The following is a 23,654-nucleotide window of genomic DNA, read 5'->3' as shown; positions in this document are numbered from 1 at the left end:
ACCTAGGTTAATCAGTAATCTAGTTATAGTATGAACGATAACTGTTACTCTTGTATGACAATATACAAAGAAAGTCTAGTGGAAGTGCTTATTCTTCAGTAGATTCGGCGGTTTCAATTGTAACTATTTGTTCCGCAGGTGCTAGTTCGTTGTTTTTTATCTCTAATTCTAGTTTTTTCGTTTCTTCTTGTTGCTTCTCATCCATCCACGTTAAGGTATCGTAATATCGACGAATGTTTTCAACATAATGCACGGGTTCATCGCCACGCGCATATCCGTAACGGGTATGTTTGTAATATTTCTTTTGTTTTAATAAGGGCAATCGTTTTTTAACTTCTACCCAACGGTCGGGGTCGCCACCTTGTTTTTTTGTAATTGCTCGTGCGTCGTTTAAATGACCAAGGCCTACGTTATATGAAGCTAATGCAAACCACAATCGATCAGGGTGAGGAACACGTGCCGGCATACGGTCAAACATACGTTTAAAGTACTTTGCACCACCACGTACACTTTGCTCAGCGTCGAGCCGGCTTTTTATACCCATTTGTTTCGCCGTAGGCAGGGTTAGCATCATCATACCGCGTACACCGGTATATGAGCGGGCATGCGGTTCCCAATGTGACTCTTGATAGCTAATTGCTGCCAGTAAACGCCAATCCATTTCTTGACCATACTTTTCAAAAAGGTGGCGATATTTGGGTAGTTTTTTCTCAACAGCCTGAATAAACAAACGGGTATCTACATAGTTAAACTGCTCTACATGACCATAGTATTTGTCGTCAAGGGCAAGCAAAGTACCGTCGTGATGCACTTGTCCAAAAAATTCAATAACACTGGCAAAAATACTGTCGTCACCTTTTTTACTTAGTGCCCAAGCTAAAGGTTGCTCTGGTTGAACAGTAAACGCTATGCTTATTTCAGGGTAATAACGTCGGCTTACGGCTAACGTGTGGCTATCAATTATCGTGTAGTCTATTGACTCATCTAATACTTTTAATAAAAGCTCTTCACTGTCTAACTCTGGGTTTTCTTCCCAAACAAGATCTTGGTTGCTAAGTTTTAATGCTTCTAAGTTTTCAACATGACTAGAGTTTGTAGTGACTAATAATTTACCATCAAGCTGGTCTAAATTTCGCGGCCTGTCTTTACCTTGTTTATAAACCAATTTTTGACTAATGCTGTTATAGCTTGGAGAAAAGTTGTATTGCTTTGCGCGTTTTGGCGTTACGGTGAGCCCTGCGGCTATTAGGTCAACCTCGCCCGTATCAAGCTTGAAAAAAAGCTCATCTAAGTTATAGCTTGGTATTACTTTAAGCTCTACACCAAGATATTCTGCATATTTTTGTGCTAATTCATATTCAAAACCCGTTGGGCCTTCAGCACCTAAATAGTAGCTTGTTGAGCCATATAAAGTGCCAACTGTAAGATGCCCTCGCGCCATAATACGCGATAAGTCAGCATGTTCGGGGTCGCTTTTACACCCTTGCAATAGTGCAGCAAGCACAATGCAAATAAGCAATAAAAATTTACTCTGGGTAAAAACATTATTTTTATATTGTTTCATAGTGATACATTGTGTCGTTATTTCATTTATTGATAAAGGACTTTTTCATTATAGTTGTGATCTGATAAAGTTTTCCTTATCAAAACAGGTTAATTCCTCTATAATACGCGCGATTTTTACCCCTAATTTTTTTTACTAGTGAGTAAACTAATGGCGATGTTGATCCAAACCCTTCGAGGCGCTCCGGCACTATCAGATTTTCGAGTTAAAAAACTACTTTCTCAGTGTGCTGAAGCGGGCCTACCCGTTCATGATATTTATGCGGAGTTTACCCATTTCGCACATTTATCGTCAGAATTAACGACTGATGAATCAAATGTATTAGCAAAATTATTAACCTACGGCCCTACCATTGAAGAACACGAACCAACAGGCACGTTATTACTAGTAACACCTCGTCCTGGTACAATTTCTCCATGGTCTTCAAAGTCTACTGATATTGCTCATAATTGTGGCTTAAATAAAGTAGAACGTTTAGAGCGTGGTATTGCTTACTATGTATTAAGCGACAAACTAACAATTGAGCAAGAAAAACAACTAAACAATTTAATTCACGACCGTATGATGGAAACAGTTTTTACTGAGTTCAACGACGCACAAGCGCTTTTTGCAACAGCAGAGCCAGGTGAACTAACCGTAATAGATGTACTTACCGGTGGTCGTGAAGCACTTGAAAAAGCCAATATAGACTTAGGCTTAGCATTAGCTGAAGACGAAATTACCTACCTTGCCGACAACTTTATTAAATTAGGGCGTAACCCTCACGACATCGAGCTTTATATGTTTGCTCAAGCAAATTCTGAGCACTGTCGTCATAAAATATTCAATGCTGACTGGACCATTGACGGCGTTAAACAGCCAAAATCATTATTTAAAATGATCCGTAATACTCATGAAATCAACCCTGACTATGTATTAAGTGCTTATAAAGATAATGCTTCTGTTATGGTTGGATCAGAAGGCGGCCGTTTCTTCCCTGATCCGCAAACTAATGAATATGGCTATCATCATGAAGATATTCAAATTTTGATGAAAGTTGAAACACATAACCACCCTACGGCTATTTCACCTTACCCTGGCGCTGCAACCGGCTCTGGTGGCGAAATTCGAGATGAAGGTGCTACTGGTGTTGGTTCAAAACCTAAAGCAGGTTTGGTGGGCTTTTCGGTATCAAATTTACGTATTCCAGGTTTTGAACAACCGTGGGAAACAGATTATGGCAAACCAGACCGCATTGTAACAGCACTAGATATTATGCTTGAAGGTCCATTAGGTGGCGCTGCGTTTAACAATGAATTTGGTCGCCCTGCTATTTTAGGTTACTTTCGTACTTACGAAGAAAAAGTAAATTCATTTAACGGCATCGAGGTACGTGGATACCATAAACCTATAATGCTTGCTGGTGGTTTAGGTAACATTCGTGACGAACATGTACAAAAAGGTGAGATTTGCGTAGGTGCTAACTTAATTGCATTAGGTGGCCCGGCGATGAATATTGGTTTAGGTGGTGGTGCTGCTTCTAGTATGGCTTCTGGCCAATCAGCCGAAAACTTAGACTTTGCTTCTGTACAACGTGAAAACCCTGAAATGGAGCGTCGATGCCAAGAAGTTATCGACCGCTGTTGGCAGTTAGGTGATGATAACCCAATTTTATTTATTCATGATGTGGGCGCTGGTGGCTTATCGAATGCATTTCCAGAATTAGTATCAGACGGTGGTCGTGGCGGTATATTTGAATTACGCAATGTGCCTAACGACGAGCGTAGCATGGCTCCTCACGAAATTTGGTGTAACGAATCTCAAGAACGTTATGTATTAGCCGTTTCCGATGAACAACTTCCTGTTTTTGAAGCTATTTGTGCGCGCGAACGTGCACCATTTGCTGTCGTTGGTAAAGCCACTGAAGAAGAACATTTAACCGTTACCGATTCACATTTTGCCAATGACCCAGAAAAAAACACACCCATTGATTTACCGCTTGATGTTTTATTAGGTAAAACGCCTAAAATTATTAAAGATGTAAAATCAATTAAAGAAACAGGTGAAGCACTTGACCTTGATAACGTTAACGTGAGCGAAGCCGCTGACCGATTATTACGTTTACCTACCATTGCTGAAAAAACCTTTTTAATTACAATTGGTGACCGTTCGGTAACGGGTATGGTTGCCCGTGATCAAATGGTTGGCCCTTGGCAAGTACCTGTTGCAGACTGTGGCGTAACGGCTGCAGCGCTTGATTCATACCATGGCGAAGCCATGTCTATTGGTGAACGTACACCTGTAGCTTTACTAAACTATGGTGCTTCTGCACGTTTAGCTATTGCAGAGTCGTTAACTAATATTGCTGGCACGGATATTGGCGACTTAAACCGCATTAAACTTTCAGCTAACTGGATGTCGCCTGCAGGCCACCCAGGAGAAGATGCTGGTTTATACGAAGCGGTTAAAGCAGTTGGCGAAGAGCTTTGCCCTGCGTTAGGGTTAACGGTACCTGTTGGTAAAGACTCTATGTCGATGAAAACAACATGGACTGACAACACTGACGGCTCAGCACAAGAAAAATCTGTAACCTCGCCACTTTCGTTAGTGATCACCGCATTTGGCCGTGTTGAAGATATTCGCAAAACAGTTACCCCACAGCTAAGAACCGATAAAGGTGATAGTCGTATTGTCGCCATTGACTTATCGAATGGTAAAAATCGATTAGGTGGCTCATGTTTAGCACAGGTTTATAAGCAGCTAGGTAAAGAAACGCCTGATGTTGATAACGCAGCGCACTTAAAAGGTTTCTTTAACGCGATACAAACGTTAGTTCGCGACGAAAAACTAATTGCTTACCATGACAGATCTGACGGCGGTTTATTTACCACAGTAGCCGAAATGGCATTCGCAGGTCATACAGGTGTTGATATTGACTTATCTAAGTTTAACGGTACTGATTTAGAAGTTTTATTTCATGAAGAATTAGGCGCTGTTATACAAATTTTAGAAACTGATGTAGATGCAGTGCATGCGGTTTTTGAACAACACGGCATACTTGAGTTATGCACAGATATTGGTGTAATAAACAACACTGATATGATCAGCTTTACTCGTAATGGCGAAACGGTTTTAGAGAACTCGCGTACGTATTATCGTACAGTTTGGGCTGAAACAACGCTTAAAATGCAATCGTTACGTGATAATCCTGAATGTGCACAACAAGAGTTTGATGTTAAATTTGATACTGAAGATCCTGGCTTAAATACTGAGCTAACCTTCGACATTAACGAAGATATAGTTGCCGATTTAATAGCGAAAGACGCACAAAACATTACCAACCCAAAAATCGCTATTTTACGTGAACAAGGTGTTAATTCTCACGTTGAAATGGCAGCCTCGTTTGACCGTGCTGGTTTTATCGCAATTGATGTACACATGTCAGATATTCTGGCAGGTCGAGTAGACTTAGCCGATTTTAACGGCTTAGTCGCTTGTGGCGGTTTCTCTTATGGTGATGTGTTAGGTGCTGGTGAAGGTTGGGCGAAATCAATTCTATTTAACCCCAAAGCACGCGAAATGTTTAAAGCCTTCTTCCATCGTGAAGATACCTTTAGTTTAGGTGTGTGTAACGGTTGTCAAATGCTGTCTAACTTGAAAGAAATTATTCCAGGAACTGACACTTGGCCACATTTCGTACAGAACAAGTCTGAACGCTTTGAAGCGCGTTTCTCATTGGTTGAAATTCAACAAAGCCCGTCAATTTTCTTCAAAGGAATGGAAGGTTCACGTATGCCTATCGCTGTTTCTCATGGCGAAGGTCATGCTGAATTTGCTTCTGAAGCAGCAATTGGTGCTGCCAACGATTCAGGTACTGTATCGATGCGCTTTGTTGATAACTATGGTGAAGTAACTGAAACATACCCAGCAAACCCTAATGGTTCACCAGATGGTATAACAGCCCTAACAACTACAGATGGACGCGTTACTATAATGATGCCGCATCCAGAGCGTGTGTTTAGAACGGTTTCAAACTCATGGCACCCAGACGAATGGCAAGAGGATTCACCTTGGGTTCGTATGTTTAGAAACGCCCGTAAGTTTGTTGGTTAAGTAGCCACATAAATATTAAAGCCGAATGTTTATTCGGCTTTTTTATTACGACTAAAGAGACGCGAGTCTAGCTGTTAGAAATAAAGTGAAGAAAACTAGTGCCAAACACATTGATACTGATTATTGGAATACTACTTATCGCACAAAGCGTTTGGAGTTTAATGCTAGGAAAGGTTGTTGCTGGCGCTAAAGGGTTTAAATCTCATTATTATTACAAACGCACTCAGCCATTTTCATTCTATTTTTTCGTATTTATTTACTTTTTTATTGGTATTTTCCTAGTAAGCCAATTTGCGTAATTAGGCATTCATTTTAGTGCTTTTTTTGCACACGAACGCTAGTCTAAACGAACCTTACCGCGGGCCTTTTTAATTTGGCTACGTTGCGTTTTACTTTCTAAACGTTTTAACTTAGATGACCTCGTAGGCTTAGTTTCTCTTCTTATCTTTTGCACTATTGCAACACTTTTAATTAATTCAACAAGTCGGCTTAGGGCATCTTCTCGATTAAGTTCTTGAGTACGATGCTGCTGTGCTTTTATTACAATAACGCCCTCTTTAGTAATACGTTTATCTTTTAATGCAAGTAAATTTTCTTTATAAAATGCGGGTAATGATGAGGCTTGAACATCGAAACGTAAATGTATTGCAGACGATACTTTATTAACGTTTTGGCCGCCCGCACCTTGTGCTCGAATTGCGACTAATTCAACTTCGTTATCGCCAAGTTGTACTGAGTTTGAAATTATAATCACGTTGCAGAAAAGCCTCGAAGTAAAGTACAAAGGGCATCACTATATCATTGTATAGCCAGTGAATTAACTAATTACCATATATTATTAGTAGGTTATGCCGTCAATACAACGCTAATGCCAGCTGAAAGACTTAAGCCCACCCTACCAGAGTATTAGCTCATATTACTAACAGGTTATGTAGGTCGGCATTTATGCCGTCAATACAACGCTAATGCCAGCTGTTCGGCTTAAGCCCACCCTACCAGAATATTAGCTCATATTACTAACAGGTTATGTAGGTCGGCATTTATGCCGTCAATACAGCGCTAATGCCAGCTGATAGACTTAAGCCCACCCTACTAGCTTGTTAGCTCACAACCAAAAAGCGATATGATCAAAAACGGGGAGTTATACTCCCCGTTGTTTGAATGAAAACTAATTATGCTAAGTCGAGCGACTGCACTTTTTCATGAGCAATTTCTTCGCTAGTACTCACTGGCTTAACATGGAGGTTTGCTTTAAGCAGGCCTTTTCTATGCTTTAGGGCTGCATCTAATTTTTTGGTTGCACTTGCTATAGCTGGGTACATTACAGGGTCTGTTCCTGCAATTGCTATTCTAACCCCTTCATAATTTGTGGAGAGTTCAACATGATGCTTGCCATGTACTTTAGAAAGTATGGTATCTATTGCGACAAGCGTTGGAAAGTGGGATGCTATTTTTGAGAACTTCTCCTCAATATGTTCTCTAACTGAATTAGTAACTTCGACATGGTGACCAGAAATATTTATCTTCATTTCATTTTCCTTATTATATTTGTTACTCACTATAAGACTTGGGGTTAAACCGAAAAAACGCAAGGATAAAAAGGAAAAATATTCAATAAAAATTACAACTCCCTATTATTACAACAAATTAATATTTAAATTTTTTTTGATATTTATAAAAACAAATCAAAAAACTTAAAAAAGATATTTTAGAAAGTATATTTTTTAAACTACACCTTATTTTTTGTCTTTATAATTTACGTATTTTCTCTATATTTCGCATTTATTTCAGTTACAATGGCATCAGTATATATCACTTTTTGTGTAAATTAGAGACTGTTAAATGTTTGAAGATATTCGGCCTTATCGGGACCATGAGGTTGTTGATGTATTACAAAAACTCGCCAATGAACCAGAGCTTATTAACGCTATAACAACGTTTTTAGTGCCCAAATTAAGTAAGCGTTTTCCTTCATTAACACGTAAAGTTGTTCACTGGTCTCTGAAAAAGAAAATAAAACATTGGCACACAGTTGACGACATACAACGCCATGTTGCCAAGTACCTACACAAACTTGTTGAAAACAGTACTAAAGGGTTTTCTTTTAGTGGTGTAGAAAACTTTGACTTAAATAAACCAACGTTATTTATTAGTAATCATCGAGATATTGTTTTAGATGTTGCTTTAGTAAATTGGGCGTTATTTAAATGTAATGCTAACACTGTTGAAGCGGCAGTGGGTGATAACCTATTACATAAAACTTGGGTGGCAGACCTAATGCGCATCAACAAAAGTTTTATTGTTAAGCGCAGTGAAAAAACTAAACGTGAAATGCTTACTGCTTCCAAAAAACTCTCAGCCTATATTCACCATAGCCTAACCAATAACCAACAAAACATTTGGATCGCACAGCGAGAAGGAAGAGCCAAAGACGGCTTAGACAAAACGAACGCAGCGCTTATCTCTATGCTGTTATTAAATAAAGATAAGGCCATGGCTATTAGTGATTATTTAGCACAATTAAATATAGTACCTGTGTCTATTTCATATGAGTTTGACCCTTGTGATCATGACAAAGCGATTGAATTAGCTCAAACTGAAACCAGTGGTGCTTATCAAAAAACAGATGATGAAGATCTTAAAAGCATTACCCAAGGCATTATTGGCCAAAAAGGTCGAGTACATATTGCATTTGGACATCCTGTTCTTGGTGATTTTACTAGCAGTAAAGCCATTGCTGAAGAAATTGACAGACAAATTATTACTAACTATAAACTTTATGAAAGTAATGAGTCTGCATATCAAGTATTGCACAGTAGTAACCAAGAAAATGAGCTTATACCGCAGTTAATTGAACGCGTTAAAGATTTAAGCGAAGTTCAAAAGCGTTGGTTGCTAACTATGTACGCCAACCCTGTATTTGCCAAAAAAGCACTCAGTCCTGAAAGCTAACAAGTAGTCGTGTTAGCTTATAACGGATAACAGCTTCTTTTCTTTCATAGATTGAATAGATATTACTTAACTGTCTATAATGGCAACGTATGAAAGGTTCTGGGACATCCATATATTTTATAATAGACAATACTTTATATTGAAAGGTTCTGGGACATCCATATATTTTATAATAGACAATACTTTATATAAATAGCTCCGCCAATCAAAGACGATGATATAAACTTTGCTTACCTATAAATTTATTAAGCTAACCTAGCTTGTAAAGAAACAAAACAGGCAATTTTACCCACACGAATATCAGCGAGACGCTGCTTAGGAGTTGGTATTTATTTAGTTTGGTGGTTTCAGTGGAATATTAACGCTTGCTGTCGATGTCCACCCACCCATCGCCTACCTGTGTGGGCAGCAAAAGTATTAAGCTCTGCTAGCGAGCCAACTGCTTGATGATATTTTTTACCAAAATGCTCGGCAAGCATTAACCAATCGTCACTATCGATACCTAAAGCCGTTAACAATGGGCAAAATTTTTCATTAATCTTACCGCGCTTATCTTCTCTGATAATTTTTCCTGTTTCTTCTACTAGCGTTAAATAATCAAGCAAGGAGAACGCTATTCCTTTAGGTGAGCTTTTATGCTCGTTACCAATAAAGCCTAGCAAAGGTTTAGCAGTAAATGGCAAGGTCTCTTTATTATCAACATCGCTGGCTTTGTCATGAATACGTTCAAAAATAGAGGTATATTGTGCTGTTTGTACCGTATCTGCCATTTTCGCTCTTATCGGATTTAAGTCCACATAGGCCATGCAAGCAAGTACGGCTTTTTCATCAAGCAGCGCTTGTGATTTAAACCGCCCTTCCCAGAATCTGCCTTTGCAGTTATCTTCATTATTAGCTTTGCGGGCAATATACTCATTAAGGTTACGCATTAGCCAAGATAAATCACTTAGACGGCTTCGCCATTGCTTGATAATCTCTTGGGCTTTATCAATTTCAGCTTGGCAGCTACATTGCCCTTTTTGTAATCGCTCAACTAATGGGTGGCTATGATAAAGCTGCTGCCAGCGCTGACAAACCTCTTCGTCACTCCAAGCCAGAGCTTCATTTTCATCAACATACACAACAAGATGATAATGGTTCGACATAACGGCATAAGCCGCTACATCAATAGCAAAAACAGACGTTAAAAATCGAATGCGGTTAACCATCCATTGTCTGCGGTGTTCAAAGCTTTGATTAGTGTGAGTATCTTCGCCACATAAATAAGCTCGACGTACACAGCGAGAGATTAAGTGATAATAACGAGTATCTTCAAGGGATACTTGCTTACTACGTGCTTGAGTCATGTTAAACACCACTTTACTGTAGATTATTTAACCATAGTAAAGAGAAGTGAATAAATCAATAATGTTGGGTGTCCTATTATTTTTTAGCCATGTAATGTTGAACGTTCTAGACGGCCAATGGCATCGTAGCTTAACACAAGTTCAGTATCCGCTTTATCTGCTGAGACTAATCGATTATGGGCATTATAGCCATAAACCCAACCATTATAATTGGTGAGGTTGCCATTGCTGTCATGATTAACCGTTTGGCCTTGCACGCTAGTGTATTGGTTTAAGTTGTTAACCGCATAAGTTTGCGTGCTTAGCGTGGGTATAGCAATTTGAAAGTTGTTATTACTGACTGAACGCTCAACAATTTGATTCGCAGGGTTATAGCTAAAATGAGCATTGTTCACCGCGGTATGGTTAAAGTCGGTTACTCGTCCAAGTGTATCTTGACTAATGCTTGAACTAATTCCATTGTGAAATCAATTTACTCTGACCCCTTTGATTATGTAACTCTAGCTCAGGTGATATATGCTTAACTTCTGGAATCATTGATATATCCTTATCGAAACAAGCTTTACTTCAAAGCTGTTATTACTCCCCAATGATTTAACATTAAGAAATTAAAATTTGAAATTGTTTAAAAAGCCCCGACTAGCGCTGTCTCTTGATCACATTTTCAGATCAAGAGATTGGGCTAATTCATAGCCTTCAAGGATGGTTTGCAATTTAAACCATCCTTCCCATAATCGCTCCCACCCGACACGGCCATTACGTTTTGAATCGTGCCAACCCGCTAACTTCCCAAGGTTAATGTAAGCCCAATAAAGGCTTGGTGCCGTTGTCGGTGGTTTTGATTTTTCTCGTTTTGTCCATAGCAACTTCCACGCTAACGGACTTAAAACCGTTTCACAACTATGCTTTTCTGCTTCTTTCTTATTAAGGCCAAGGTAACGAAGTTGATGAAGGCGTGCGGCAATAAACGCTAATATCACAATCACCTTTTCTAAATTGTCTTTACTTTGCATACGTAAATCTTCTACTTGAGTACCGCCGCTTTTCCACGCTTTGTGGAACTCTTCAATTAACCAGCGTTTTTCATAGTAGGTCAATACTTTTTCGGCTTCCTCTTTGCACGTCACAGGCTCAGATGTTAACAGGTGCCAACTTAATCCTTGGTCATTGTTTTCTTCCTGACAACCCACATAATAGAGAGATACCGAAGCGCCTTTTTTATTCGCTGGCATTTTTACATCAACTTTGGCATAACGTATTTGACAAGAAGCCTCCCGCGCTTTGCGTCCGCCTTTTTGCCTCACCGAAACAATACGTTGACCTGCTGATTTTAACGACTCACTATATTGATAAAGTTTATTTTCACTTTGTTCAATGCAACGACTCTGCATTGAGCGCACGACAAAACGTTGCTGCCTCGCTGTTTTATAAGTCAGGTATTCAATAATATCTGACTCTCTATCACACACTGAAATTACCTTATTCATTGTTGAACCTAGACGGGGAGTCATCGCTTCTGATGCTTGCTCCCACTTATAGCTTTCTTTGTCTTCGTACGCTCGGCTGGCATGGCGATTATTTTGGCCGTACAAACTGACGTCTCGTGTCCATCGTTTTTGCTCAATCAGACCAACAACATGCTGCTGCTCAGGGGCAAATAGCAATACGGAATGAGCATGCATGCCACGCGAACGCTTATTCGAAGTGGTATGCCCCATTTCATCGCGAATCGTTTGATGTTTAAATTCAAGTGATGTGGTGTCTTCTAAAGCAAGTAGGCAATCATAATCTTTAACTTTTGCTGCTGTTGCCTTAAAGCCAGCCTCAGCTATAGCTTGAGCATCAATAGCTTTATTACGAGTAAAACGATAGGCCGCTTCAATATCGGCTGTGGACGTAGATGATTGCACGAGTGATTGCCCTAACTTGTTGGAAAGATTAGAGGCTAACACAACAAGTCGTTTAGCTCTGCGGGTATCGCCCAATTTTGCATGTAAAAATGTTTCTTCTGCCCATTGCTCTGAACTTGTTGTAAACATAGAAATCCACCTCATCACTGAATAAATGGATCAGATCACGTTCTGTACAATAAGTTCATAAAAAAATCCCTCGATTTTTATCGAGGGATTTGTGTAGGAAAGACAGCGACTAGCGAGGCTTTGGATTAAAATAACTATTTAAGCTTTTGGCTAAAGATATTCAAACTCAATTTTCCTCCTTTAGTAAATATATTTGAATCCGATATTTCTCCTGAATCTATAGCTTTTTTCACAATAAAATAAGCCGTTATAAAACTTAAAAATAATGAAGTTACTACAATACCAATATAAGCAAAGGCTAAATTAGTTATTTCAATACTAACTTCTGCTCTTAAACTAACACTAAGTAAGAAAACTAAGGTTAATAACACTAACCAAATCCAAAACATATATCTAAACCCCTTTAGAAACACTGAATTGGCTGAAACATTTTGCATTATTGATTTTCCTTCAGTTTATTATTAATCACACCAGCAGCAACACCTTCTGCGGTTTGAGCAGCACGACTTCCAGCTTCAGTGAAAGCTTTATCTACTGATTTTAAACCAGTGTTAATTGATGGTGATTTTACACCAGCAATTTTGCCTATAACACCTAGTTTTCCTTTGGCTGCTGATACTGTTGCCTTCCCTGTACCTGCTGCTGCATTTAATGCTGTTTCACCAGCGTTTGCTAGAGAACCACTATGATCTCCAGTTATCCCATCAGAGATTAAACTTGCTGTAGCTTGAGAAGTAGCATCTATTGTCGTATTCCCTGCCACCGTAAGAGCTTTTTGTCCAATAGATAAACCCTTTGTTGCAACACTTAGCCCACCAGAAACAACTCCTGCGGCTCCCATTGCTCCAACCTTTGTCCAATTATTAACACTACCTTCCGTTGCTATTTGAGTAAATGCTTCAACTGCCGCACCTACAACTCCTCCAAGAATAAAATTCATGAACTTTCCGGATGGATCATTCATATTAACCGGATCATTCCCCACATAAGCATACAGATTCATCTGGTCTTCATAACCTACAGGGTCAGTTTGAAGGAATCGACCTAGTTTTGGATGATAAATCCGTGCTTTGTAGTAATAAAGCTCGGTGCCGGGTAATAGTATTTGCCCAGTGTACCTAAACCGTGATGCGCTTTGGTTTATCGGCTCGCCATAAGGGCCATATTGATGGCTTGCTGTTATATTACCTGCACTATTGGTTTCTACAATAATAGAGCCGCGCTCATCGGCCAGTAGATAATGTTTATTAGCGGTGCCAGCCCCTTGATACCAAACTACCGGGTCGTCTGCTGCAATGCCATGAACGTAGCGATTAATTAAGGTACCACTAGCGTTATATTCTGCAACCAGTTCGTCGTTGTCGGATAAAAAATGAGTTTCTCACAGATATGAAAAAGGGATCTACTGATCCCTTTAATATTAGCTTAACTGTCTATTTTGGTTTTCTATTTATTTATTGCCTATTTATGGGCAAAAAATGCCGACATCGCTTTATATAAAGAGTATAAGTCTACTTTTGAGCCTAAGGCATAAGGCGAATGAATTGATAAAATGGGTACACCAAAATCAATTACTTCCATATTATCGTCTGAAAGCGAACTACCAATGGTACCGCCTGAGGCTTTGCCCTTGTAGGTAGATGTTTGCCATTTAATGTTATTTTCATCAAGGTAATTGCGAGTCCAAGCTGTGTATTCTGAGTTAGCATTAAAACCGCCACCATAAAGCTTAATATTAATACCGTTGCCTAAACGTGGTGCATTACCTAGCTCCCAAACACCCGACCAAGTAGGATGCACACCAGGGTTAACATCGGTAGATATTACTTTAGTATTGCGTAATAACTTTCGAAGTAAGTAGTCGTTGTAGCCTTTACCTTGTTCGTTATAAAGCATTGCACTTAACAAGTCGACTAAGTAACTAGACTTTGCGCCGGTGTTATTAATATTACCCACTTCTTCGTTATCTACTAAAAATGCAATAGAGGTATACTCAGGAATTTTTTGCTCCATAATAGCGGCTACAGAGGCAATAGAGGCTGCTTTATCGTCGTGCCCGTATGCTGCAATCATACTGCGGTCAAACCCCACATCTCTTGGTTTGATCGCTGGCACTAGTGCAAGTTCTGCTGATACAAAGTCATCAACACTAATGTTATAATTCGAGGTTAAATAGTCTTCTACTACTTTAGAAATTGATTTTTCAAAATCAGGTTTAGACGCAATAATGACATCTAACTCTTCTTTTTTAATAACGTCGCGACTCTTACGATCTCGGTTCGGATGGTCAACATGCGGCGCAAGGTCTGGCACCATTAAAATAGGATCATTTTCGTCAAAGCCCATTTCAATCTCAACCACGGTGCCGTCTTTTTTATCAACACGACCTACAAGTGCAAGTGGAATGTTTACCCACTGATAGCTCTTAATACCACCATGAACATAGGTTTGGAATAAGGCAAATTTTTGTTTTTCATAAAGCGGACGCCCTTTTAATTCTAAACGTGGCGAGTCAATATGAGAGCCAACAATACGCGTACCTTGTTGTAGGTCTTTTTTGCCTATAACAATAAATGAAATGCCACGGTCACGGTTAACATCGTAAAAGCGCGCACCGGGTTTTAAATTACTTTTTTCAGTTAAGCGTTTAAAGCCATTCGCTTCTGCACGTTTTACTGCTTCTTTAACAAACATCAACTCTGTTGGTGCTTTGTAAATAAAGTTTTTATAGTCAGTGGCATAATCTTCAACCGCAGTTAACTCGGCTTTAGATAAGCTTAACCAGCTTGATTTTTGGTCTTTTTCTTTACCTGCTTTTTTATCATCTGAGGCAAAACTCTGGCTTGAAAGTGCTAACGCACTGATAACAGCAACCGCGGTTAACGCTGATTTAACATTCATTATGACTTTTTTTCCTTTAATTAATTCTGCCCTATAATAAAAGCGAATAAAGCGTAATAACAAGCTTTTATCGATGAAAAGTAACTTATCATCGATAAAAGTGTTTTGCTTTCAATTTGCTGTTGTAGTTATTTCTGGCTACAAAGCTTTTCAACCATGAGTTCTAATCGCTTTATTTCCCGTAGGCTTGATTGACGGTTCATTTCCATAAAAGACCACATTTTTAACGATATTTGCACCATAGTGGCAACTAATAAAACAACGCCCCAATGCAATTTAAACGCAATATTGCCTTCAACAAAAAAGAACTGATAGCCTGAGTACAACATTAAAACTGTAACCAGTAAACCAACAACTAACACAATTACTAACCAACGTCCTAAAGAACCTTTGAAGGCATTTGCTAGCATTGTGAATATGCCACTATCGTTAGCTAGTTGTTGGTCTAAATGTTTGGCTTCATCACTTAACTCTTGTTTAATTCGTTCATCTAAATTCATATTATTCTCCTAACTGCTCTATTTTTACTTTTAGCATATTTCTAGCGCGATTAAGCCGAGACTTAATAGTGCCTTCAGGGGTAGATAAAATTGTCGCAATTTCTTTAATTTTCATTTCTTCTAAATAGAAAAGGTATATTGCTTGGCGGTCAATTTCTGGTAATAAGTTAATTAACGCCAATAGAGATGACTGCATTTCTTCAACACCAGTATGCTGACTCACACTGCTAGCGTCTTGTTCGGTAAATTCAAGTGGATCATTGGCCGCTTTCTTAACTAAGTCGATACTTTGCCAACGGACCATTTGATAAAGCCAACTTTTAAAAGCACGAGGATCTTTTAACTTGCCAATTGATTTAGTTACCTTTAACCAACTATTTTGTACCGCATCTTTCGCCATTTGCTCATTGCAACAAACTTTATAAGAAAAACGAACGAGTGAGGGTTGAAAGTAGTCAAATATCTCTTTAAACGCAGCTTCACTTCCTTGCTGCATTTCAATAACTAATAAGTCTATTTTGGCTTGTTCCATTTGTTAACTCATGCTTTGATCATTTCTCTTATGCAATAAAGACGAATCAACAGGTGGAAAGGTTCATCACTGCATAAAAAAACGCATTGCCACAAATACGGCAACACTAACAAATAAGGTTAAGTAAATACTTTTACTTTTAGCAGCTACCAGTACAGCTACGGTAGCTGCAACTAAGTAAGGGTTTTTCCAAGACAGCATTAACTGACCTTGCTGAACAAAAATAATAGGTACCCATATAGCCGTTAATACAGCAGGAGCACTAAAACTTAAAAAGCGGATCATTTTAGGGCCAAGTCTCACTGGCGTTTTTGGGTGTAAGAATAAATACCGTGTTGAGAATGTGATTAATGCTAATAAAAATATAGTAATTAATGTCATTTAACTGCCCTTTCTTACTTGTGCTAATTTAAACTTAGCTTGAATGCTGTAGCTTATGTAGCCTGCATACATACCCAGTAATGATGCCGCAACGAGATCTAATTGCCACTGAAGTAGTTTAAAAACAATGGAACAAATTCCTGCAACAATAACAGTTATCAGCATAGGAAAAGTGGTTACACTGGGAATAACTAACGCGATAAAAGTTACCGCAATAGCAAAGTCTAAACCTAGCGTGGTTAAGTCTGGTAGATACGCTCCCGCGAAAATGCCTATTATATTCCACAATAACCAGCAAACATAAAAGCTTCCCCCGGCGGCTAATGCATAAAAAAGTCGATATACACCTTTAAAAGCTTTGCTATCACCAGATAGGGCAAACAGCTCATCTGTTAACAAAAAGCCTAAACTCAAACGCCATTTTGCCGGTAAATGAGATATTTTATCGCGAAATGCAAGCCCATATAAAAAATGACGAGAGCTAATAATAAATGTTGTAAATAATACAGTAGCTAAAGGCGCATTACTGGCAATTAACTCTGTTGCTACCAGCTGTGCTGAGCCAGCAAATACAATTAAAGGCATTAATAATGCTTCAAGAACAGTAAAGTCTCGTTGAATAGCTAAAGAACCACACAGTATTCCCCAAGGGATCACCGCTAAATTAAGTGGCAACATATCCCAAAAGCCTTTTTTAAAAAGGTTTATAACTAGGGTCTTTTGAACGTTCATTTGAGTCTCTGCTATTGGTTGTTTTTAAGAGTTAAAGGTTAACGTTATTTACTAACTTTAAGCTTAAGCTCACTCTGGCGCTATTTCTTGTAAATTTGTACATTGGCGTTAGGCAATAATGTTGGCTTGAATGCATTTTTAACAAAACAAACAGTGTACCTGATACCACAGCAATATGACTAAAAGCCAACAAATTTTATAATAAAAATACAGAAAGTGATGTTAAAAGAGTTTTATCGATGTTATCGCCATTCACGCACTTAGAAACAAAAATACGTTTAACTGTAGGGTTTTTAAGCTTAGCTGTCGCTAGAGTTCGCTAAAGTATGTTATAAAAACGTTACAAAAATAATTTAATAATAACAACACATTATTCTTCGTTTTCAAGGAACATTTCACCAATGAAAGTTAAACACTCTTTATTAGCTAAAGCCCTTACAATTGCGCTTTCTAGTTCAGTATTACTTAGCGCCTGTGATACAAACACCAACACTTCTACCATTTCTGAGCAATCAAAAGCTGTAGAGCAAAATAAAATGGTAAGAGCGCAAAGTGAATCTTTATTTGCAGATTATGCACAAATGCGTGCCAATCAGGTCAGCAATGTCAGTTATAACTTACAAGTTATGGTTGGCAATCAATCTACAACTTTTTCAGGTACAACTGAAATTCAGTTTGACTTAGTTGCTAATAATCAAAATGATCTTACTATAGATTTTGACGCTGGTACTGTTGAAAACGTACTTGTTAATGGTAAGGCTGCTAATTTTAGTTATCAGCAGTGGTTTATTACTATACCTGCAGATGAATTAAGTACAGGCAAAAACACAATTACGGTGAGCTATGAGCGTGAATATGCCACCGATGGCTCTGGCTTGCATCGCTTTGTTGACCCTGAAAACGGCGAAGTATATTTATATACCGATTTTGAACCTTATGACGCAAACAAGCTTTTTCCTCATTTTGACCAACCTGACTTAAAAGCTACCTACACAATGCAGGTAACAGCGCCTAAGCACTGGCAAGTGATATCAGCAACACGCGAAACAAAAATAGACGAACAAGGTGAGAACAATCTGTGGCATTTTCCTACCTCGGCTAAGTTTTCTTCTTATGTATTTTCGTTACATGCTGGTAACTATGCGGTGTGGGAAGACAGCTTTGAAGATATTCCACTACGAGTGTTTGCTCGTCAAAGTCTAAAGCAGTACGTAAATACTGATGAGTGGTTTACGCCAACGAAACAAAGCTTTGGATTTTTTAACAAGTATTTCGATGTAAAATACCCATTTGGTAAATACGACCAAGTGGTAGCCCCTGACTTTAACGCCGGTGCGATGGAAAACGTAGGTGCGGTAACTTTTAGTGAGAACTATATTAGCCGTGGCGAAAAATCTACCCAAGCAAAAATGAGTTTAGCTAATGTTATTGCCCATGAAATGGCACATATGTGGTTTGGCGACTTAGTAACTATGCGCTGGTGGAATGGCTTATGGCTAAATGAAAGCTTTGCTACCTATATGGCTAATCTTGCCGTTGAAAAAGCCAGTGACTTTGAAAACCTATGGGATGTTTTTTACTCGGGTACTAAACAATGGGCCTATAGAAGTGATGACTCTGTTAATACTCATGCCATTGAACTACCTGTACCTTCAACAGGTGATGCCTTAACCAACTTTGATGGCATTACTTATGGTAAAGGTGCCTCAGTACTTAAACAGCTCCCCTTCTACCTTGGAGAAGAAAATTTTAGAGTAGGTGTTAGCAATTACTTGAAAAAGTTTGCTTATAAAAATACCGACCTTGATGATTTTATTGGGGAGCTTGGTAAAGCTGCAGGCAAAGACATGACCCAATGGACGCAAGATTGGCTATATCAAGCGGGTGTAAATACCATAAAAGTTAATTACCAATGTACAGATGGTAAAATATCATCGTTTGCTATCGATCAAACCGCACCTGAAAATTACCCAACACTTCGTGAGCAGCGTGTTCAAGTTGGTTTATATAACCTTGTTGGTGATACCATGAGCTTAACTCAAGCAACACCTATCACTTACAAAGGTGCCCGCACAGAAATTAACGATGTTATTGGGCAAAGCTGTCCCGATTTAGTGTATCCAAACGAAGCTGACTGGGGTTATGTTAAAGTTGATTTAGATGACAATTCTTTAGCCGCTGTTAATCAACATATTAACTCGATAGATAACACCACTATGCGCTTAATGTTATGGCAAAGCCTTGCAGATAGCGTTAATGATGCTAAGTTACCTGCAGATCAATTTGTTAACTTTGCAATTGCTAATATCGAAGGTGAAACTGATTACAATGTAGTGAGAAAAATCGCAGGTAGCCTTAGCTCTGCACTCGGTTATTTAACCACTGCAACACGTTTAGGCCAAAAAGATTACTCTGCAGTATATCAAGAGGTTGAAGATCTTTACTTAGACCTATTAGCCAAAGCTGAAGCAGGCTCTGATTTTCAAAAAATGTGGTACAGCCGCTATGTTTCAACAGCTAAAACGAATAAGCACCTCGCTAATTTAACTGATATTTTAAATGGCGAAAAAAGCTTTAACGGCTTAGCTATTGATCAAGATAAACGTTGGACCATTGTTGCGAAATTAAATCGCTATCAATATGGTAACTACCAAGCCTTATTAACCGCAGAGCAAGCTAAAGACAACTCTGATACTGGCGTTAAAAATGCTATTTATGCTGAAGTTCTTCGCCCTGAGGCCGAGGTTAAAGCCAAATGGTTTAATGTGGTTGTTAACAACCCTGACAAGCTTAAGCTTTCAACCCTACGGTACATTATGTGGGGATTATTCCCTTCAGAACAAGAAGCACTTGAAGCGCCATATAAAGATAAAATTTTAGCGCATATTCCTAAGCTTAATGAAGGGAGCGACCTAAGTTTGTTAGGGTCGTTTACTGGAAGCATGCTACCTTCAAGCTGTTCGGCTGAAAGCGAAAGTGAGTTGGCGAAATTAGTGACTGAATATGCAGATATGAAGCCACAAGCGCTTAAAAGTGTAAAAGCTACACATCAACAAGTCGGTCGCTGTATAAAAGCACTGAAATTGTTGAAGTAATGATAAAGGCTCCAAGAGCTTAAACACTTAGATGTAGGTTGGCGCTTATGCCGTCATGATTTAAAATAATTGTTGATGGGCTGAAGCCCAACCTACAAACAAGCAAAGAACAACATAAAAAATATATCAAGCACAAATGTAGGTCGGCATTTATGCCGTCATGATTAAAAAATAATTGTTGATGGGCTGAAGCCCAACCTACAACCAAACAAAGAACAACCTAAAAAATATATCAAACACAAATGTAGGTCGGCATTTATGCCGTCACGGTTTAAAATAATTTTGATGGGCTGAAGCCCAACCTACAAACAAGCAAAGAACAACATAAAAAATATATCAAGCACAAATGTAGGTCGGCATTTATGCCGTCATGATTAAAAAATAATTGTTGATGGGCTGAAGCCCAACCTACAAACAAGCAAAGAACAACATAAAACCTTAAAATAAAACACTTAGATGTAGGTTGGCGCTTATGCCGTCATGGTTTAAAATAATTTTGATGGGCTGAAGCCTGAGAGATCCCCACAAGTTTTCAATATAAACTATCAATAATAAGTGTTTCCATGGCACTTATTATCATCTTATCCGATAATTGATACCGTTTATATTGAATAATCCTTAGCGCCAAATATCCATAAGATAACACCCGTTTAGTTTTTACTGTATTTGCTTGAAATTGTCGGTGATATCCTGCTGTTTCAGCAGCTTTACCAACACAATACAAGTAAAATTGTACCATCATACTTAAGAGTAAAATAACCTGTAACCTTTCTACTGAGCGACTTAAACTCCGCGATAAGCCTAAGCCATAATATTCGTTTTTACAGTCTCTAAACGACTCTTCAATAGCCATTCTTCGTTTGTACATATTCACTAACTGATTCGCTTTAAAGGTTTCTCTGGGTAAATTTGAGACCAAAAACCAAGGCTCTTTAGCTGATTTTGCGTGTTTTTTATTAGTATTGCACTTTGTCGTTATACCTTGTCGATTAAGCTTATGACGTTGCATGCTTTTTCCCTTAAATAATACCCCCCCCCGACAATTAAATTGATGAGATTTTGATAAAACTACACCTTTGAGCTCACTCGGTATAGCCAGTGCAAAACGGTGACAATTACTGACATACTCCCAGCTTGTTTGCCCTTGAAGCTGACACTTAACCGTTCCCCTCGTTCTTGCCAGCCAAAACCATTGATGAGACTCAATCGCTTTAAACCATGGAACTTTAAAGCCGGCATCAGTGCAAATAATAGGCATAACACCTTCAGGTAATACCTTTTTCAAGTTAGCAATAAAGCTCAGATGTACTTGATGGTTACCATGTTTTATTTCAGGATGGACTTCTTCATAAATAGTCACCGCACGTCCTTTTATAGAAATTGCGGCTCTTAGCATAACAAAGTTATAGTTATAAACTGTGGACCAGTCGACATGTATAAGCGGGTTAGCGGTTGTAGCAAATAAGCGTGCTATGTTTTGATAGTATGACAGCCTATTTCGATGTAACCGTTCATTACCAAGTAGCCTATCGACGCGTTTAATCGCATGTTTTTCAGATTTTTGATGCAAGCTAGCTGAATGCCTACCCATCGAGGTTAAGGCTAATGAAGCTCCGTTGATGAGGCTATTGGCTGTAATAAAAAGAGATTTTTGTATTCGAGGGTCTAAAGAGATTGAATCACAAGTGAATAAGTTTGATAATGTAGTCATAGCGCTTGTATTTGGTTAAATTTGTTTTTTGTGGTGATTAACATATTACCAGATATCAAGCGCTTACTCTTCAAACTTGTGGGGATTCCTCAGGCTGAAGCCCAACCTACAAGTTAGCATCAAACAAACCTAGCTTTATATTATCTCTTCATTCTATTTATCGGTTATAATGCTTTTAGTTGGGTAAATCGCCCGTATTTTTATCTCGGCACATTAATGTCGTTAGGATTGTTATGAAGAAAACATTTTCACTTGTTCACGAAAAAATTAAACGCCCTCGCTTGATTGATGCAATTAAGCATGAAGTAAAAAAATACGTTAAGCGTGAACGTAATAAAAATTTACCTGAAGGTGCTGACTTTCTAGATTTTGACTGCCGCTACGGACAAACCAAAGATGACACCAAAGAAATACATTTATCGGCGATAAACAAATGTATTGATGAGGCTGATAAGCTTGGAATAGACTCTTTTTATCTTGAAATATTAGCTAAGCCTGGTTTTCGCAGATCTGCAAATAACGACATAGACGAAGAAGAACTAGACCAATAATCAAAAGCAATAAAAATAAAAAGGGAGTTAGCGTTAAACTAACTCCCTTTTTTATTACCAAACTATATTAGAGAAGTAATAATTGCAGATAATGCTTTGTTATAAATCATAACCTATATGTTGATGCACTCTAACAACCAACTCTTCTCGATCGTTAACATAATCAAGCTTATTAGCAACCTGACGTAAAGCCTGCTCAACTTGGTTTAAAAATTTACCATAGCCATAACTTGTTTTATCTTCTTTAGTTGCTACAAAAACAACTTGTACAGATTCAACTAAGCTTTCACCTTCACTAATAAACGAAAGATTACCTGTAGGTTCAAACGGATTAAAACCTAATTTTAAAATTTCGCCATCTTCTTTAATACTCGATTCTTCTCGCGATCGTAAAATCGGAAACTTATCATTAGCAATTACAGCCCCATCAGTTAAATGGTACTGCTTAGCTGCGGCTACAACAGCCTCGTTTATTTCATTATAAAGTGATTGAAAAGGCTTACTGCTTGATTTATCAAACTCAACTAAATTTTTAATTCTGCGGTTAATTGGAATATCAGCCACTACATAATTTAATACGTCTCTTTTAGCTGGCATAGTGACATCATCAGCTGCATAGCGGTTTTTAATCGTTCTAAATTTATGTGAGGTCATACCCGTAACCCCTTTATCTTTAGCGAACAAATCATAAGTTGAGTGCTGGTGATCACGTAAACGTACTGTAGTATCTTCTAAGCCAATTTCTTGCATAAACTCTTTTAATGCAATTGACACCTTTTTATGGAACTTAGCCGAGTCTAGTCTAACATCGTCACCATTTGCCAAATATAAAAGGGTAAGTTTGTCTACACGTTTATCACCAACTGCATAGCTGTTTTGACTGTAGTGATTTCGAGGGTTATATAAAAATAAAATTTGTTGCGATGTTTCTACCGTTATTCTTTCTGGGCTGTAACGTACACGAGCAAATTTATCACTGGCTATAAATTGTCCACTTTCAATATCATATTTATTATTAACATCAAAAAATGTATCAGCAAATAATTGATATAAGGCTTTGTAAGGTTCGTTACTTGCTTCATCAATAAGGTTAGAATGCTTGTCAATTAAGGCATCAGTTAATGGTAACTTTACCATAATATACTGATTACTCCGTGCTGATTGTGGTAAAAACACTTTATGATGTTGAGTGCTACGGGTACGAGAGATTGCCATAATATATTTCCATTTATGATTATAATTGGTTTGATTATACCTA

19 protein-coding genes are annotated in these 23,654 nt (G+C 38.3%); 4 read left to right on the top strand and 15 right to left on the bottom strand.

Translation table 11 applies throughout. The features are described from left to right. Window positions 1–88: 88 nt before the first annotated feature. Window positions 89–1,564, bottom strand: a complete 1,476-nt coding sequence (mltF, locus tag QUD79_RS05660; protein WP_184425683.1) for a membrane-bound lytic murein transglycosylase MltF — start codon at window positions 1,562–1,564, stop codon at window positions 89–91. Window positions 1,565–1,714: 150 nt separating this feature from the next. Between mltF and purL the strand changes: the two genes are divergently transcribed. After that, window positions 1,715–5,656: a phosphoribosylformylglycinamidine synthase gene (purL, locus tag QUD79_RS05655; RefSeq protein ID WP_385957674.1), complete on the top strand. Its 3,942-nt coding sequence runs from the start codon at window positions 1,715–1,717 to the stop codon at window positions 5,654–5,656. A 337-nt stretch (window positions 5,657–5,993) separates the two neighbouring features. On the opposite strand, the gene arfB is transcribed toward purL, so the two are convergent. Continuing rightward, a complete protein-coding gene (gene arfB, locus QUD79_RS05650) occupies window positions 5,994–6,410 on the bottom strand; it encodes an alternative ribosome rescue aminoacyl-tRNA hydrolase ArfB (protein ID WP_184425681.1) in 417 nt (138 codons plus the stop codon). A gap of 418 nt (window positions 6,411–6,828) precedes the next feature. Beyond that, window positions 6,829–7,185, bottom strand: coding sequence for a ribosome hibernation-promoting factor, HPF/YfiA family (hpf, locus tag QUD79_RS05645; RefSeq protein ID WP_184425679.1), 357 nt, complete (start codon window positions 7,183–7,185; stop codon window positions 6,829–6,831). A 313-nt stretch (window positions 7,186–7,498) separates the two neighbouring features. Between hpf and QUD79_RS05640 the strand changes: the two genes are divergently transcribed. After that, window positions 7,499–8,608 carry a 1-acyl-sn-glycerol-3-phosphate acyltransferase gene (locus tag QUD79_RS05640; protein WP_184425677.1) on the top strand — a complete coding sequence of 370 codons (1,110 nt, stop codon included), beginning with the start codon at window positions 7,499–7,501 and terminating at the stop codon, window positions 8,606–8,608. 347 nt (window positions 8,609–8,955) lie between these two features. Here QUD79_RS05640 and QUD79_RS05635 read toward each other — a convergent pair whose 3' ends face one another. From QUD79_RS05635 to QUD79_RS05590, 10 genes are all read right to left on the bottom strand, one after another. After that, window positions 8,956–9,954, bottom strand: a complete 999-nt coding sequence (locus QUD79_RS05635; protein ID WP_286290213.1) for a transposase — start codon at window positions 9,952–9,954, stop codon at window positions 8,956–8,958. A gap of 83 nt (window positions 9,955–10,037) precedes the next feature. After that, on the bottom strand, window positions 10,038–10,349 hold the full coding sequence (locus tag QUD79_RS05630) for a hypothetical protein (protein WP_286290210.1): 312 nt from the start codon (window positions 10,347–10,349) through the stop codon (window positions 10,038–10,040). 261 nt (window positions 10,350–10,610) lie between these two features. Further along, window positions 10,611–11,993, bottom strand: coding sequence for an IS4 family transposase (locus QUD79_RS05625; protein ID WP_286288804.1), 1,383 nt, complete (start codon window positions 11,991–11,993; stop codon window positions 10,611–10,613). Between the two features lie 134 nt (window positions 11,994–12,127). After that, a complete protein-coding gene (locus QUD79_RS05620; protein WP_184426661.1) occupies window positions 12,128–12,430 on the bottom strand; it encodes a hypothetical protein in 303 nt (100 codons plus the stop codon). After that, window positions 12,430–13,290, bottom strand: coding sequence for an RHS repeat-associated core domain-containing protein (locus QUD79_RS05615; protein ID WP_484600396.1), 861 nt, complete (start codon window positions 13,288–13,290; stop codon window positions 12,430–12,432). Before QUD79_RS05615 ends, QUD79_RS05620 begins: the two co-directional genes overlap by 1 nt. Before the next feature lie 164 nt (window positions 13,291–13,454). Continuing rightward, window positions 13,455–14,894: a zinc-binding metallopeptidase family protein gene (locus QUD79_RS05610; RefSeq protein ID WP_184426659.1), complete on the bottom strand. Its 1,440-nt coding sequence runs from the start codon at window positions 14,892–14,894 to the stop codon at window positions 13,455–13,457. A gap of 128 nt (window positions 14,895–15,022) precedes the next feature. Continuing rightward, window positions 15,023–15,394, bottom strand: coding sequence for a DUF6768 family protein (locus QUD79_RS05605; protein ID WP_184426657.1), 372 nt, complete (start codon window positions 15,392–15,394; stop codon window positions 15,023–15,025). A 1-nt stretch (window position 15,395) separates the two neighbouring features. Then, window positions 15,396–15,926 (bottom strand): RNA polymerase sigma factor, encoded by a 531-nt coding sequence (locus QUD79_RS05600; protein WP_184426655.1) that lies wholly within the window; start codon window positions 15,924–15,926, stop codon window positions 15,396–15,398. Between the two features lie 66 nt (window positions 15,927–15,992). Then, window positions 15,993–16,307 (bottom strand): AzlD domain-containing protein, encoded by a 315-nt coding sequence (locus tag QUD79_RS05595; protein ID WP_184426653.1) that lies wholly within the window; start codon window positions 16,305–16,307, stop codon window positions 15,993–15,995. Continuing rightward, window positions 16,308–17,039, bottom strand: a complete 732-nt coding sequence (locus QUD79_RS05590; protein ID WP_246455034.1) for an AzlC family ABC transporter permease — start codon at window positions 17,037–17,039, stop codon at window positions 16,308–16,310. A gap of 401 nt (window positions 17,040–17,440) precedes the next feature. On the opposite strand from QUD79_RS05590, the gene pepN reads away from it, so the two are divergent. Next, window positions 17,441–20,134 carry an aminopeptidase N gene (gene pepN, locus QUD79_RS05585; protein ID WP_184426651.1) on the top strand — a complete coding sequence of 898 codons (2,694 nt, stop codon included), beginning with the start codon at window positions 17,441–17,443 and terminating at the stop codon, window positions 20,132–20,134. 532 nt (window positions 20,135–20,666) lie between these two features. Here the strand turns inward: pepN and QUD79_RS05580 are convergent. Then, entirely contained in the window at window positions 20,667–21,845 is a 1,179-nt protein-coding gene (locus tag QUD79_RS05580; RefSeq protein WP_184426649.1) for an IS4 family transposase, read from the bottom strand. 233 nt (window positions 21,846–22,078) lie between these two features. Between QUD79_RS05580 and QUD79_RS05575 the strand changes: the two genes are divergently transcribed. Further along, a complete protein-coding gene (locus QUD79_RS05575) occupies window positions 22,079–22,396 on the top strand; it encodes a DUF6172 family protein (RefSeq protein ID WP_184426647.1) in 318 nt (105 codons plus the stop codon). A gap of 99 nt (window positions 22,397–22,495) precedes the next feature. Here the strand turns inward: QUD79_RS05575 and QUD79_RS05570 are convergent, their stop codons facing one another. Continuing rightward, on the bottom strand, window positions 22,496–23,611 hold the full coding sequence (locus QUD79_RS05570) for a DUF3083 family protein (RefSeq protein WP_184426645.1): 1,116 nt from the start codon (window positions 23,609–23,611) through the stop codon (window positions 22,496–22,498). Window positions 23,612–23,654: the final 43 nt, after the last annotated feature.

This window comes from Thalassotalea piscium (genome assembly GCF_030295935.1).
Lineage (GTDB): Bacteria > Pseudomonadota > Gammaproteobacteria > Enterobacterales > Alteromonadaceae > Thalassotalea_B > Thalassotalea_B piscium.
This window is presented reverse-complemented; position numbering and strand designations above follow the sequence as displayed.